Source organism: Streptomyces sp. NPDC096311 (assembly GCF_044763085.1).
GTDB lineage: Bacteria > Actinomycetota > Actinomycetes > Streptomycetales > Streptomycetaceae > Streptomyces.
The window spans coordinates 56,331-70,835 of record NZ_JBIWFN010000011.1 but is presented as its reverse complement, the minus strand read 5'-3'; the positions used below and the strand labels follow the sequence as shown (position 1 = coordinate 70,835).

The 14,505-nt window shown below is 70.9% G+C and carries 12 protein-coding genes; 5 read left to right on the top strand and 7 right to left on the bottom strand.

The annotated features are described in order from the left end of the window. Positions 1 to 83: 83 nt before the first annotated feature. Positions 84 to 734 (bottom strand): PadR family transcriptional regulator, encoded by a 651-nt coding sequence (locus tag ACIRA5_RS27130; RefSeq protein ID WP_403694613.1) that lies wholly within the window; start codon positions 732 to 734, stop codon positions 84 to 86. Between the two features lie 251 nt (positions 735 to 985). Here ACIRA5_RS27130 and ACIRA5_RS27125 point away from each other — a divergent pair, with 251 nt between their 5' ends. Together ACIRA5_RS27125 and ACIRA5_RS27120 are read left to right on the top strand one after the other, a co-directional pair. Beyond that, on the top strand, positions 986 to 2,536 hold the full coding sequence (locus ACIRA5_RS27125) for an amino acid permease (RefSeq protein WP_403694612.1): 1,551 nt from the start codon (positions 986 to 988) through the stop codon (positions 2,534 to 2,536). A 36-nt stretch (positions 2,537 to 2,572) separates the two neighbouring features. After that, positions 2,573 to 3,520: an RluA family pseudouridine synthase gene (locus tag ACIRA5_RS27120; protein ID WP_403694609.1), complete on the top strand. Its 948-nt coding sequence runs from the start codon at positions 2,573 to 2,575 to the stop codon at positions 3,518 to 3,520. Between the two features lie 16 nt (positions 3,521 to 3,536). Here the strand turns inward: ACIRA5_RS27120 and ACIRA5_RS27115 are convergent, their stop codons facing one another. The 6 genes from ACIRA5_RS27115 to ACIRA5_RS27090 form a co-directional block, all read right to left on the bottom strand. Further along, the gene (locus tag ACIRA5_RS27115; RefSeq protein WP_403694606.1) at positions 3,537 to 5,006 is read right to left on the bottom strand and encodes a cytochrome P450; all 1,470 of its coding nucleotides are present in this window, start codon (positions 5,004 to 5,006) and stop codon (positions 3,537 to 3,539) included. Positions 5,007 to 5,108: 102 nt separating this feature from the next. Next, a complete protein-coding gene (locus ACIRA5_RS27110) occupies positions 5,109 to 5,729 on the bottom strand; it encodes an ATP/GTP-binding protein (RefSeq protein ID WP_075027673.1) in 621 nt (206 codons plus the stop codon). Next, a complete protein-coding gene (locus tag ACIRA5_RS27105) occupies positions 5,710 to 6,147 on the bottom strand; it encodes a DUF742 domain-containing protein (protein ID WP_403694603.1) in 438 nt (145 codons plus the stop codon). The genes ACIRA5_RS27110 and ACIRA5_RS27105 overlap by 20 nt, the downstream gene beginning before the upstream one ends. Further along, positions 6,144 to 6,551 carry a roadblock/LC7 domain-containing protein gene (locus ACIRA5_RS27100; RefSeq protein WP_352048008.1) on the bottom strand — a complete coding sequence of 136 codons (408 nt, stop codon included), beginning with the start codon at positions 6,549 to 6,551 and terminating at the stop codon, positions 6,144 to 6,146. Before ACIRA5_RS27100 ends, ACIRA5_RS27105 begins: the two co-directional genes overlap by 4 nt. After that, positions 6,548 to 8,158, bottom strand: a complete 1,611-nt coding sequence (locus tag ACIRA5_RS27095) for an ATP-binding protein (protein ID WP_403694601.1) — start codon at positions 8,156 to 8,158, stop codon at positions 6,548 to 6,550. The genes ACIRA5_RS27100 and ACIRA5_RS27095 overlap by 4 nt, the downstream gene beginning before the upstream one ends. 290 nt (positions 8,159 to 8,448) lie before the next feature. After that, positions 8,449 to 9,075, bottom strand: a complete 627-nt coding sequence (locus ACIRA5_RS27090; protein ID WP_384906282.1) for a TetR/AcrR family transcriptional regulator — start codon at positions 9,073 to 9,075, stop codon at positions 8,449 to 8,451. A 453-nt stretch (positions 9,076 to 9,528) separates the two neighbouring features. Between ACIRA5_RS27090 and ACIRA5_RS27085 the strand changes: the two genes are divergently transcribed. Genes ACIRA5_RS27085 through ACIRA5_RS27075 form a run of 3 tightly spaced genes read left to right on the top strand, consistent with a single transcriptional unit; the run spans position 9,529 to position 14,467 of the window. Then, positions 9,529 to 10,353: an urea amidolyase associated protein UAAP1 gene (locus ACIRA5_RS27085; RefSeq protein WP_403694598.1), complete on the top strand. Its 825-nt coding sequence runs from the start codon at positions 9,529 to 9,531 to the stop codon at positions 10,351 to 10,353. Next, positions 10,350 to 10,955, top strand: a complete 606-nt coding sequence (locus tag ACIRA5_RS27080; RefSeq protein WP_389593419.1) for an urea amidolyase associated protein UAAP2 — start codon at positions 10,350 to 10,352, stop codon at positions 10,953 to 10,955. Before ACIRA5_RS27085 ends, ACIRA5_RS27080 begins: the two co-directional genes overlap by 4 nt. Further along, positions 10,952 to 14,467 carry a 5-oxoprolinase/urea amidolyase family protein gene (locus ACIRA5_RS27075; RefSeq protein WP_403694594.1) on the top strand — a complete coding sequence of 1,172 codons (3,516 nt, stop codon included), beginning with the start codon at positions 10,952 to 10,954 and terminating at the stop codon, positions 14,465 to 14,467. The genes ACIRA5_RS27080 and ACIRA5_RS27075 overlap by 4 nt, the downstream gene beginning before the upstream one ends. Positions 14,468 to 14,505 lie beyond the last annotated feature (38 nt).

Below are 14,505 nucleotides of genomic sequence, written 5' to 3'. Positions count from 1 at the left end.
TGCCTCACGGCGGGTTCGGTTCGGGGTTCGAGACCCCGGCGGGGCTGCTGTAACAGCGCTGCCGGGGTCTTTTCTCTGTTCGGCTACGGCCTTTCGGCCTCACTGGCTTCCAGCTTCAGGTACTCCTCGGGGACCTCCCCCGTCTCGCTGAAGGACCGCCACTCCTTGACGCCGGGAAACGTGCCCGCCGTGACCTCCGCCAGGAAGCCGCGGACCCATGCGGCCTCCGCGTCGATCATGTGCAACGTGAACTCGGACTCGATGAGGAAGAGCCGGGGCAGCGTCTCGTGGAGCTTCTCCAGGCCGCCGCGCAGACTCGCGGCCCGCACCTCCAGCATGCTGAGCCGCTCTCCCAACAGGCGTGCCACCTCGTCGGGATGGAGCACGCCCATCAGTGACAGCGCGGCCTCGAAGATCGGATACTCCTCCGCCGGGACGGCGAGCAGGTCCGACAGCCACTCCGTGGCCTCCGCACGTCCGGCGTCCGTGATGCCGTACAGCGTGCGCTCGGGGCGGTTGCCCTGTCGCTGCACCTCCGCGACCTCGACGAAGCCGTGCTTCTCCAGGTTCTGCACGACGGTGTAGAGCGAGCCATAGTTGATCTTCAGGCTGGTGTCCTTGCCCCGTCGGCGCAGGGTCTGGGCGATCTCGTACGGATGCATCGGCTTCTCGGTGAGCAGCACCATGACCGCGAGCGCCAGCGGATTGCTCAGCTTGCGGCGTTTCGTCGCCATGATGACCTCACCTCGTCTCCGAATATCCGTGGACGAACATATCGCGTATGCGCAGCGAGCGTCAATACACACGATGTATCGCGATTCCCCATGGGGTGCAAGGGCGTGAGGACTTAGGCCCGACCCCGACACGGCCGTGTCATGCGAGCGAAACAGGCACTCCCTAATTTCTGTCACCCGACAGGAATCCGGCTCACGCCGTCCAGCACACCCACCCCGCCCACCCTTCCGCGCCGAAGGCAGGTGCCGCCGTGACCACCACCGCCCCCTCCGACGTACGCCCCGACCCTCCGGAGTCCTCCGGCGACCGCTCCCTGGCCGAGTTCGGCTACCGCCAGGAGCTGCACCGCAGCCTCGGCCGGTACGCCTCGTTCGCCGCAGGCTTCTCCTTCATCTCCGTCCTGACGACCGTCTTCCAGTTCTTCGCCTTCGGGTACGCGTTCGGCGGCCCCGTCTTCTTCTGGACCTGGCCGGCCGTGCTGGTGGGCCAGTTGGCGGTCGCCGCCTGCTTCGCGGAGCTGGCCGCGCGCTATCCGATCTCGGGCGCGATCTACCAATGGTCCTCGCGTCTGTCGAACCTCTCCTTCGGCTGGTTCGCCGGCTGGATCATGGTGATCGGGCAGATCGTGGTGGTCGCGGCGGCGGCGCTCGCGCTGCAGATGGTGCTGCCCGCGATCTGGTCCGGCTTCCAACTGGTCGGCAGCGATCCGGCTCCCACCAGTCCCGACGGCGCGGCCAACGCGGCGGTCCTCGGCGTGATCCTCCTCGTGCTGACCACACTGGTGAACGTCATCGACAACCGCGTGATGTCGATGATCAACCGGATCGGTGTCACCGCCGAGATCATCGGCGCCGTCCTGATCATCGTGCTCCTGCTCACCCACTCCGAGCGCTCCCCCGGCATCACCTTCCACACCGGCCAGGGCAGCACCGGCCTGTTCGGGGCGCTGATGGTGGGCTCGTTCATGGCCGCGTACGTCATGATCGGCTTCGACAGCGCCGGTGAGATGAGCGAGGAGACCCACAACCCGCGCCGCACCGCACCCCGCACGATCCTCACCGCGCTCGGCGCCGCGGGTCTGCTCGGCGGACTGATCGTGCTCGGCGGACTGCTCGCCGCGCCCAGCCTCACCGACGGGCGTCTCGGCGTCGACGGTCTGAGCTACGTCCTGACCAGCAGCCTCGGCGACGGGGTCGGCCGCGCGCTGCTGGCCGACGTCGTGGTGGCCATCGCGGTGGCGACCCTGGCGATCCAGACCGCCGCCTGCCGCATGCTCTTCTCGATGGCCCGCGACCACCAGCTCCCCTTCTCCCGCCGCCTCTGCGCGGTCAACCCGCGCACCGGCATGCCGAGCGTTCCCGCCCTGGTCGTCGGCGTCCTCGCCGCCGCTCTGCTGCTGCTCAACTTCGCTTCCCCGGACGCCTTCCTGGCGATCGGCACGACCTGCATCGTGATGCTGTACCTGGCCTACGCGATGGTGACCGGTCCGCTGCTGGTCCGCCGGCTGCGCGGGCAGTTCACCGCCGACGGCACCGACGAGAGGGGTGCCCCGCTCTTCTCACTGGGCCGCTGGGGCGTCCCCGTCAACGCGATCGCCCTCGTCTACGGCCTCTTCATGACCGTCAACCTCGCCTGGCCGCGCGCGGCGGTGTACGACCCGGCCGGCGGACACTGGTACTTCCAGTGGTTCACGGTGCTGTTCCTGGGCCTGACGCTGGTCGCGGGCGCCGCCTACCGGGCCTACCGGGCGCGGACACCGGTGGCCGAGACTCCCGAGGTGGTCCCGGCCTCGTACGCCTGAAGCCCTCCCCCGCCCGAGCCTCGTACGCTTGACCAGGTGAGACGCAGACCCCGGATCCCGCCCTCCCCCCTCCCGCAGCGCGAGGGAGTCGACCCCGTGCGGATCAGGCTGCCGCGGGACGGGGAGTGGGCCACCGTGCGGGAGCATCTGGTGGAGCGGCTCGCAGCGGGGGCCGGGGTGATCGACGGGATGCTCGGGGACGGGCTGATCGTCGGCGCCGACGGGCGTCCGGTGGCGCCCGACGCGGCATACGAGCCGGGGATGTTCGTGTGGTTCCACCGGGAGCTGCCCGACGAGGTACCGGTGCCGTTCGCCCTCGACGTGGTGTACCGCGACGATCACATCGTCGTCGCGGACAAGCCGCACTTCCTCGCCACCACCCCGCGCGGGAGCCATGTCGCCGAGACCGCGCTGGCCCGGCTGCGGCGGGAGCTCGGCCTGCCGGCGATCGGCGCCGCCCACCGGCTGGACCGCCTCACCGCCGGGCTCGTGCTGTTCACCGTGCGGCCCGAGGAGCGCGGCGCCTACCAGACGCTGTTCCGCGACCGGCTGGTCCGCAAGGAGTACGAGGCGGTGGCCCCGTACGACGCGGGGCTCGCGCTGCCCCGGATGGTCACCAGCCGGATCGTGAAGGAGCGCGGGGTGCTGGCCGCTCGCGAGGTGGCGGGCGAGCCGAACGCCCTCACGGAGGTCGAACTCACCGGCCACCGCGCCGGACTGGGCCGCTACCGCCTGCTGCCGCGCACCGGGCAGACCCATCAACTGCGGGTGCACATGAACACGTTGGGCGTGCCGATCCTCGGCGATCCGCTCTACCCGGTGGTGACCGGCCCCGTGCCGGCCGGCGACTTCCGGCGCCCGCTCCAACTGCTCGCGCGGGTACTGGAGTTCACCGATCCGGTCACGGGGCGCGCGCACCGGTTCGTCAGTGGGCGGGCACTGCGGGCCTGGTCCTCGTACGACGACTGGGCCCGGAAGGCGTGAGCGTCGGCGGCCGGGCTCAGTAGCCGCGCCACCAGCGCAGGAAGCGCTGCCAGGCGCCGGGTCGGCGCACGGGTTCCGGTGTCGGCGGCAGGGCGGGCGGTGCCACGGGGGCCGGGGCGGGCGCCGCGGCCGGCTCGTCCGTCGTGACCTCCAGGCTCGGCCGCTGCCGCGGGAGGGGGTTGATGGAGGGCACGTCCTCGACGTCCTGGGGCGCCTGCGGCGCGAAGTACACCGGAAGCTCCACCAGGTGGCGCGAGGACATCGACGAGCGCCAGCGCAACTCGTCCTCGTCGCCCTCGAGTTCGACGTCGGGCAGCCGGATCAGCAGTGCCTCGACCCCGACGTCCGCGATGGCACGGCCGATGTCCTGGCCCGGGCATTCGTGGGGGCCGCCGCCGAAGGCGAGGTGGGCGCGGTTGCCCATCATGTTGGCCTTGAGGTCGGGACGCACCTTGGGGTCGATGTTGCCCGGCGCGATCCCCAGGATCAGACCGTCGCCCCGGAGGATCTGCCGGCCGCCCAACTCCGTGTCCTGCTTGGCGAAGTAGCCGAGGACCGCGCTGAACGGCGGCTCGTCCCACAAGGACTGCTCGACCGCCTGGGGCACCGTCATCTGGCCGCCGTTCAGCTGGGCGCGGAAACGCGGATCGGTGAGCACCACGCGCAGCACGTTGGCGAGCAGGTTGGCCGTGGCCTCGTACGCGGCGAGCAGCACCAGGCGCAGATGCTGGGAGACCTCGTCGTCGGTGAGCTGGGCCGGGTGGTTGATCAGGACGCTGGCGAAGTCCCCGGTGGTCTCGGCCCGGCGCCGGGCGGTGTGCCGGATCAGGATGTTCATGACGTACTCGTTGCTGGCGATCGCGGTCTCGGTGCCCCTGAGCAGGTCGCGGGTGGCCTGCACCAGCCGGTCGTCGTACTCGTCGGGCATGCCGAGGATCTCGCACAGCACGGCCATCGGCAGGTGCTCGGCGAACTGGCTGACCAGGTCGGCCCGGCCCTTCTCGCAGAACCGGTTGACGAGCAGCTGGGTCGCGCGGTTGATGTGCCGCCGGATGGTGCGGTGGTTGATGGTCGACATGGCACCGATGACCGCGCCGCGCAGCCGCAGGTGTTCGTCGCCCTCGGCGTGGGAACAGATCGGCTGCCAGGCGATGTGCGGCGCGAGGGGGTGGTCGGGGCCGGCCGTGCCGTCCTGGACGGCCTTCCACAGCCGGCTGTCCCGGGAGAAGTGTGTGGGGGTGCTCACCAGGTGCAGGTTCTCGGCATGGCCGAGCACCACCCAGATCGGCACGTCGTTGTGGAGCAGGACGGGAGCGACCGCACCGTGCTCCTGACGGAGTTTCTCGTACAGGTCTCCCAGGTCGTCCGCCTCGGGGCCGTACAGCCGGTGCAGCCCGCCGGGACCGAGGCCGTGGGCGGGGCAGCCGGGCGGCGGGGCGGGCGTACGGTCGTCCGTACCGGCCGGGAAGTGGGATTCAGACGTCACGGTGATCGCTCCGAAACTGAAGTGGATCCGGTGTCTTGGGGGTGTCCGGGTTCTTGGGGGTGGTCCGGTGTCTTGGGACGGGAGTGGTGGCCGCCGCGGGCATCAGGTACGCGCCTGGCTCATCGTGAGCGAGTACAGGAAGTGCATCAGCGTCATCAGGACGTCCCGGCTGGAGGCCCGGCGCCGCGCGTCGCACTGCACGATCGGGATGTCCTCGGACAGGTCGAGCGCGGCGCGCAGGTCCTCGATCGGATAGCTGGGCGCGTCCGGGAAGGTGTTCATGGCGACGACGAAGGGCACACCGCGCTCCTCCAGACGGCCGATCACGTCGAAGCTGACTTCCAGCCGGCGGGTGTCGATCAGTACGACCGCGCCGAGCGCGCCTTCGAAGAGGCCGTTCCACAGGAACCAGAAGCGCTCCTGGCCTGGGGTGCCGAAGAGGTAGAGCACCAGCCGTTCCGTGATGCTGATGCGGCCGAAGTCCATGGCGACGGTGGTCGCGGTCTTGGTCTCCGAGCCGTAGTTGTCGTCGATGCCGATACCGGCCTGCGTCATGGTTTCCTCGGTGGTCAGCGGTTTGATCTCGCTGACGGCACCCACCATGGTCGTCTTGCCGACTCCGAACCCGCCCACGATCACGATCTTCACGGCGGCTTGCGCCGTGTGCGGCAGATGGTCCTCGGCGCGCGGGCCGGTGATCGTCTCAGAGCTTTTGAAGTCCATGCATCACCGCTTCGAGGAGGGAACGGTCGGGGAGCGCCGAGCGAACGATCGGGGCGCGTGCCTGTACCAGTTCGGCCGCCAGCAGCTCGGTGAGCAGGACGGTCACCACGCTGAACGGCAGATTGAGATAGGCCGAGAGCTCGGCCACGGACAGAGGGGCCTGGCAGAGCCGGAGCAGCGCCGACTGCTCCGGCTGGGTGGTGAGTGTCGGCGCGTCGGCGTGCGCCACGATTAAGGTGACCAGGTCCAGGTCGGCCCGCTCGCCCGCCTCGCCCCCACCGGTGAGCAGATACAGGCGCCCGGGGTTCTTGGGGTCCTCTTCCTCACCGTCTTCCTCGCCGTCTTGGGGAGGCCGCTCCCGGGGAGGCTCGGCGAACTCTTCCTTGGGGTATCGCCGTCGGCGTTGCGGAGGAGTCATACGGTCTGCCCGTTGCGCCTCGGCGGACTGGTCAGATGGGCGCCGATCCGGGCGACGAGGTCGCTCATGCGGTTGCTCATGAGGCCGGGCTCCGCGATCTGGTTGGCGAGGACCGCGAGATAGGCGTTGGCCCCGGCGGACATCAGATAGAAGTAGCCTCCGTCGATCTCGATGAGGACCATCTTCATCGTGCCGTCGCTGCTGGGAACCTCGCCCGCGACCGCCGCGGCCAGGCTCTGCAGGCCCGCGCAGGCCGCGGCGACACGGTCGGCGGCGTCCGGGTTGCCGCCGTAGCGTGCGATGCGCAGTCCGTCGGCGGAGAGCACCACGATCTGCTGGATTCCCGGTACACCGTCAGCGAGATCCCTGAGCATCCAGTCGAAGTTGTCCCGCTGATGGATCACTTGAGGTCCCCCTCGTCGTCGGCCTCCGCGGCCGCCTGGTTCTTCCTGGTGAACGCGTTGGGGTCCGGGTCACGCTTGAGGCCCTCCCAGAACGCCTCGACCCAGTGCCCCGGTGGCTTCTCCTTTTCCTTCTCCTTCTCCTGCTTCTTCGGGGCGGCGGGCACCGTGCCCCAGGAGGGCGCCGCGGCGGCGGCCGCCGCCGCTTCCTCGGCGGCGAGCCGGGCGGCCTCGGCGTACCGCTCCTTGAGCGGGATCTTGACCCGGCTGCGTCGCTGCGGCAGGCCGTTGGGCGTCCACTCGGTGACCAGGGGGCCGTCATCGTCCCTGGACCCGTCTTCCTGCTCGGGGAGGCGGGGTCCGGTGGTCGGGCGGCGCTTCTTCGGCTTGCGGTTGGGCCCCTCGACCCCGTCGGTGTCCATGGTCGCGGTGGAGTTCGCGCCGATGCCGTGGGCGAGGGAGGCCGCGGGGTCCTTGGTGAGCATGTTGCTCGGCACCACGACGACCGCGCGGACACCGCCGTAGGCGGACTGCCGGAGCGCGATCGCCATGTCGTACATCTTCGAGAGTCGGCCGACGACGGAGATGCCGAGCCGGGGGGCCTCGCCGAGGACCTGGAGGTCGGTGCCGGCCGCGGCCTGCCGGAGCAGTTCCTCCATCTTGCCGCGGGCCTCGTCGCTGAAGCTGACGCCGGAGTCCTCGATCTCGATGGCGACACCGGTCTGCACCTTGAGTGCGGTCAGGTGCACCTTGCTGTTCGGCGGCGAATAACGCGTCGCGTTGTCGAGGAGTTCGGCGACCGCGTGGATGACCGGTTCGACGTGAATGCCGTTGACGTTGACGTCGGCGATCGAGTGCAGCTCGATGCGCCGGTACTCGAGGATCCGGGACATCGCGCCGCGCATCACGCTGAACAACGGAACGGGCTTGGGCCAGTTGCGGCCCGGGCGGCCGCCGCCGAGCACCGCGATCGAGTCGGCGAGGCGGCCGATCAGCGCGGTGCCGTGGTCGATGCGCAGCAGGTCGTCGAAGACCTCGGGGTTGCGCCCGTGGTCCTCCTCCATCTCGCGGAGTTCCTTGTTCTGCTGGTGGACGATCGCCTGCACGCGGCGGGCGATGTTGACGAAGGAGCGGTGCGAGGAGTCGAGCAGCAGCTTCTCGGTGTCCAGCAGTTGGAGGACGGTGCCCAGCAGGTCCCGTTCCACCTCGGAGATCTGCGGCAGGCTGGGGTCGTCGACGCCGAAGCGGAGCGCCACGCCGTCGGGGTTCATGCCGCGGTTCATGCGCCGGATCGCGGCGGGCAGGACTTCGTGGTGGAAGCGCACGATGTCCTGGTCGTGGGCGGCGATGCGCTGTTCCAGGTACGCGGTACGGCGGGCCAGTTCGGCGCGCACGGCACGGATGACGCGGCCACGGCGTACGGCTTCGGCGGCGACCGCGATCACCAGCAGCGTCGCAATGCCGCCGCACCAGCCGACGGCGGCCCGGGCCGGGCCCGTCACCAAGGCGACGGCGGCCCCGGTCACCGCGGCCATCAGTATGGCCGGCGGCAACAGCACGCGCGCGTAGGGAAGTTCACGGCCACCGGGAGGCGATTGAACACTCACCATGTATGCCCTCTGAGACAAATCGGCTGGGGTAGGGGGGAGTTCGTGGGGAAACTGCGTGGTCAAACCGAATCTTCGGAACTTTTGGGAACAAGCGCACGATTACATCTCAACTCGGTGCGCTGCGGGCGAGCTTAGTCCGACCGGATCATCGCCGTGTCATATTCAGCAACCGCCTGAAATCGCCCGCGCGACAGGAGTACTCTCGGCCATTTACACGCTCAGGCTTCGTTCGCACACGGTGAGTAGCGGCGTACCGGCATGCGAAAACCGCACCTCCACAGGGCGGTACGTCAGATCCCGGCGATCCGCAGCGCCGCGTCGGCGGTTGCTTCGGCGAAGGCGGACACGGGCCGCTCGGGGTCGGACCGGTGCACGAGGATCACCCCTTCGATGAGGCCGAACAGCAGATCCGTCCGCAGGTCGAGTTCACTCTTGACGAGCGCGCCACCCGCCGCGGTCGCGGCCAGCAACTGCCGGTAGGTGTCCTTCAACTCGGCCCGTACGGCGTGGAAGCCGGCGAAGCGCTCGGCGCGCACCTCGGGCAGCAGATACAGCCCGCCCAGGTTGTGCGGGCCCCCGCAGAGCAGCTCCACGTCGGTGCGGCACAGCTCCCACAGCCGGCTCTCGGGCGGGGTCGCGTCGTCGGCGAGGAGCTCCCGGGCGAAGGCGAGCGAGGGGGTGACGGTCGACTCCAGGAGCTCGGCGAGCAGCTCCTCCTTGCCGGAGACGTAGTGGTACATCGACGCCTGGCGCATCCCGGCCCGCTCGGCGACGGCGCGGGTGGTCGTCGCGGCGTACCCGTGCGTCGTGAACAACTCGGCGGCGGCGTCGAGCAGTTCGTCCCGCGGCGACAGCCCGCTGTCCGGCCGCTGCGCAGCCCGGGGCCGCCCGACCCGTCGCCCACCACCACTTCCCATACGTTCGATCCTCGCACACGACACCACCCCCGAGGCGCGCGAGGAACCACACCCCCAGCCACCACCGACCCGCGGCTCCACACCCAGAGCACACCCCACCCACCAGGGGCGCGAGGAACTGCGCGCCCAGCCACGAACGACCCGCACCCTCAAACCCACAGAGCGCCCGCACCCTCAAACCCACAGAGCGCCCGCACCCTCGAACCCGCGGAGCGCCCGCACCCTCAAGCCCACAGAGCCCCCGCACCCTCGAACCCGCGGAGCGCCCGCACCCTCGAACCCGCGGAGCGCCCGCACCCTCGAACCCGCGGAGCGCCCGCATCCCCGAACCCGCGGAGCGCCCGGCGTGAGGGGTCGGTAACCGTCCGGCAACACTCGGGACACGGCCCCGACCCTCCCCGCCCCTAATTTCTGTCGAGCGACAGAAATCACCCAGGAGCCGGAGGCCTCGCGATGGCGACAGCGACCACTTACGGAGCCCGTGCCCACGCCCGGGCGCAAGAGGGCTCCCGCACGGAGGCCATGCCCGTCGTCCCGGCGAGCGCCTGGCCCGCGCCGCCCTGCGAGGCGGGCCATCTGGTGTGGGCGGAGACGGTGGCGGGCGGCAACTACACGCACAAGGTGCTGGCCCGCGGTACGGAACTCAGGCTCACCGACCTCAGGGGCGACGCCTGCGCACACCTGCTCCTGTACGCCGCCGACCGCCCCTGGGAACGCCTGAACGTGGCGGACACGGTCAAGGTCCAGTGGAACGCCTACCTCGGCGAGGGGCAGCTGCTCCTCTCCGACCAGGGCCGTGTCCTCGCCGCCCTGGTCGCCGACGCCTCGGGCCGCCACGACACGCTCTGCGGCACCTCCACCCTCGTACGCAACACCCGGCGCTACGGCGACGGAACCCCGCAGTCCACCTCCCCCGCCGGCCGCGAACTGTTCAAGCTGGCCGCCGCCAAGAACGGCCTCGAACCGCGCGACCTGCCACCCTCGCTCTCCTTCTTCCAGGGCGTGGAGGTCCGTGACGACGGCTCGCTGGACTTCACCGGCTCCGCGGGCCCCGGCGGCAGCGTGACGCTCCGCGCCGAGCAGGACGTGACCGTGCTGATCGCGAACGTGCCGCACCCCGCCGACCCCCGTACGGAGTACGTCAGCACGCCCCTGGAGGTCCTCGCCTGGCGCGCGGCCGCGACCGCGCCCGGCGACCCGCTGTGGGAAGCCACGCCCGAGGGCCGCCGCGCCTTCCTGAACACCGCCGAGTTCCTCGCCGCGAGGGGGATCGCATGAAGACCGTGGTTCTGGCCCGGGCCGCCTGGTCCGCCGTCGTCCGCACCGGTCAGACGCTCACCGTCACCGACCTGCACGGCAACCAGGCCGTCGACTTCCTGGTGTACGACGCCCACGACACGACCGTCCGCTACAGCGCGCCCGACACGATCCACGCGCAGGGCAATCTCTTCCTCACCACCGGCAGCGTGCTGATGTCCAACGAGCACACCCCGCTGATGACCGTGGTCGCGGACGAGGTCGGCCGGCACGACACGGTCGGCGGCGCCTGCTCCAAGGAGTCGAACACCCTGCGCTACGGCCACCACACCTGGTCCCAGCACGCCTGCGTGGACAACTTCCTCGCGGAGGGCGCCAAGTACGGCCTCGGCAAACGCGATCTCGTCTCGAACATCAACTGGTACATGAACGTGCCGGTCGAGAAGGACGGCACCCTCGGCATCGTCGACGGCATCTCGGCCCCGGGGCTCACGCTGACCCTGCGCGCCGAGTGCGACGTCCTCGTGCTGGTCTCCAACTGCCCCCAGATCAACAACCCCTGCAACGGCTTCGAGCCGACCGCGGTGGAAATGACCATCGAGGCGAGCGGGGCGACGGGATGACCTTCGACACCCTGCTGGTCGCCAACCGCGGCGAGATCGCGGTACGGATCATCCGCACGGCCCGCGAACTCGGCCTGCGCACGGTCGCCGTGTACTCGGACGCCGACCGCTCCGCGCCCCACGTCCGGCTCGCCGACGAGGCGGTACGGCTGGGGCCCGCGCCCGCGAAGGAGTCCTATCTCGACGCCGACCTCGTCCTGAAGGCGGCCAAGGACACCGGGGCCGGGGCGATCCACCCCGGGTACGGCTTCCTGTCCGAGGACGCGTCCTTCGCGCGGCGCTGCGAGGACGCCGGGATCGTGTTCGTGGGTCCGACGCCGGAGCAGCTGGAGCTGTTCGGGGCGAAGCACACGGCGCGGGCGGCGGCGGAGGCGGCCGGGGTTCCGCTCGCGCCGGGCACGGGACTTCTCCCCGGTCTCACCGAGGCTCTGGAGGCGGCCACCCGCATCGGCTATCCCGTCATGCTGAAGGCCACCGGCGGTGGCGGCGGCATCGGTATGTCGGCATGTCGCTCCGCCGATGAACTGACCGGGGCATGGGAGCGGGTACAGCGCGTCGCCGCCGCCTCCTTCTCCTCCGCCGGGGTCTTCCTGGAGCGGCTGGTGGAGCACGCCCGCCATGTCGAGGTACAGGTCTTCGGCGACGGCCGGGGCCGGGTCGTCACCTTCGGCGACCGGGACTGCTCGCTCCAGCGCCGCAACCAGAAGGTGCTGGAGGAGGCCCCTGCCCCGGGCCTGCCGTCCTCCGTCCGCGCCCAACTCGCCGCTGCCGCACGAGACTTGTGTGCCGCTGTCGGATACCGCTCGGCCGGAACCGTCGAGTTCGTCTACGACGCCGCCCGCGAGGAGGCCTACTTCCTGGAGGTCAACACCCGCCTCCAGGTGGAGCATCCGGTCACCGAGGAGATCTACGGCGTCGACCTCGTCGCCTGGATGCTGCGGCTCGCGCGCGGGGAGTCGGAGGTCGTACGCGATCCGGGGGAGCCGCGCGGTCACGCCGTCGAGGCCCGGGTGTACGCCGAGGACCCCTCGCGCGACCACCGGCCGAGCGCGGGCCTGCTCACACGGGTCGAGTTCCCCGGCGGCGTCCGCGTGGACGGCTGGGTGGAGACGGGCACCGAGGTGACCACGTCGTACGACCCGATGCTCGCGAAGGTCATCGCGTACGGCCCGGACCGGGCGCACGCGATGGAACGCCTCGACGAGGCGCTGGCCAGGACCCGGGTGGACGGTATCGAGACGAACCTGGGGCTGGTGCGGGCCGCGCTCGCCGAACCGTCCTTCCGGCGGGCGACGCACTCGACGGCGACGCTGGCCGAAGTCAGCGATCCCACGCAGCGCATCGAGGTCGTCTCCGGCGGGACCCTCACCACGGTCCAGGACTGGCCGGGCCGCACCGGCCACTGGCAGGTGGGCGTGCCCCCGTGCGGTCCGATGGACGACCTCTCCTTCCGGCTCGGCAACCGCGCCCTCGGCAACCACGAGGGGGCACCCGGTCTGGAGTGCACCCTCCAGGGGCCGACCCTGCGCTTCACCCATGCCACGACGGTGTGCGTCACGGGCGCACCGGCGCGGGTCACCGTGGACGGCGCGGCGGTCGCGCAGTGGGAACCGGTGACGGTACCGGCGGGAGCCCTGCTGGAGGTCGGCTCCCCCACCGAACACGGCCTGCGCACCTACGTGCTCCTCGCGGGCGGGGGCCTGGACGTACCGGCGTTCCTCGGCAGCGCGTCCACGTTCACGCTGGGCCGATTCGGCGGGCACGGAGGCCGCGCCCTGCGCACGGGCGACGTACTGCACGGCGGCTCGGCGTCGGATCCAGGGGCGCCGGTACCGGTCGGCGACCGCCCCGGGTTCTCCTCCACCTGGCGGGTCGGCGCGCTCGAAGGCCCGCACGCCGCACCGGAGTTCTTCACCGAGGACGACATCCACGACTTCTACGCCGCCGACTGGAAGGTCCACTTCAACTCGGCGCGCACGGGCGTACGGCTGATCGGCCCGAAGCCCCGCTGGGCGCGCACGGACGGCGGCGAGGCGGGCCTGCACCCGTCCAACATCCACGACACGCCGTACTCGGTCGGCGCCGTCGACTACACCGGCGACATGCCGGTGCTGCTCGGCCCGGACGGCCCCTCGCTCGGCGGCTTCGTCTGCCCGGCGACGGTCGTCAGCACGGAACGCTGGAAGCTCGGCCAGTTCCGCCCCGGTGACACCGTGCGCTTCGCACCGCTGGCCGACGACGGCTCGCCGCGGCCCGCGATCGTCGACGGCGGGGTGCTCGCGCGGGACGGCGACGTGACGTACCGCCGCAGCGGCGACGACAACCTGCTGGTCGAATTCGGGCCCATGCAGCTGGACCTGGCGCTGCGCATGCGGGTCCACGCGCTGATGGAAGCCGTGGCCGAGTCCGCGCTCGACGGCGTCACGGACCTGACCCCCGGCATCCGCTCCCTGCAGATCCGGACGGACCCCGGCAGGCTTGCGCAACGCGCACTCCTCGCCCTGGTACGGGAGACGGTCCGCACGCTCCCTCCGAGCGACCAGTTGGTCGTCCCCTCCCGCACGGTGCACCTCCCCCTCTCCTGGGACGACCCCGCGACCCGCGAGGCGATCGCCCGCTACATGGCGGGCGTCCGCGACGACGCGCCCTGGTGCCCGTGGAACATCGAGTTCATCCGCCGCGTGAACGGCCTCGACTCGGTGGACGACGTGTACCGCACGGTGTTCGACGCGGAGTACCTCGTCCTGGGCCTGGGCGACGTCTACCTCGGCGCACCGGTGGCCACCCCGCTGGACCCGCGCCACCGCCTGGTGACCACCAAGTACAACCCGGCGCGCACCTGGACCGCCGAGAACTCGGTCGGCATCGGCGGCGCCTACCTCTGCGTCTACGGCATGGAGGGCCCCGGCGGCTACCAGTTCGTCGGCCGTACGACCCAGGTGTGGTCGGGGTGGCAGCAGCGCGGCGCGTTCGAGCCGGGCTCGCCCTGGCTGCTGCGCTTCTTCGACCGCATCAAGTGGTACGCCGTCGAGCCCGACGAACTCCTCGACCTGCGCGCCGACATCATCTCGGGCCGTTTCGTGCCCCGGATCGAGAAGGGCGTCTTCTCACTCGCCGAGTACGAGGCCTTCCTCGCCACCCACTCCACGTCCATCGCGGAGTTCCAGGCCAGGCAGGGCGCCGCGTTCTCCGCCGAGCGGGACGCCTGGGAGGCGGCGGGCGAGTTCGACCGCGCGGACGCCGCGTCCACGCCCGCGGCGCCCACCGCCGAGGTGACCGTCCCCCCGGGCGGCCGTCTGATCGAGGCCGAGTTCGCGGCCTCCGTATGGCAGCTGAACGTCAAGCCGGGCGACCGGGTGACGACCGGCCAGCCCCTGCTGGCGCTGGAGGCGATGAAGATGGAGTCCAGGGTGCCCGCCCCGATGGACGGAGTGGTCCAACAAGTCCTCACCAAGCCCGGCGCCCAGGTCGAAGCGGGCACAGTACTGGTGGTCCTGGCACCGGTGAGCTGAAAACACGCCGGTGGTCTGTGGGCAGGCGTTCCGCGAGG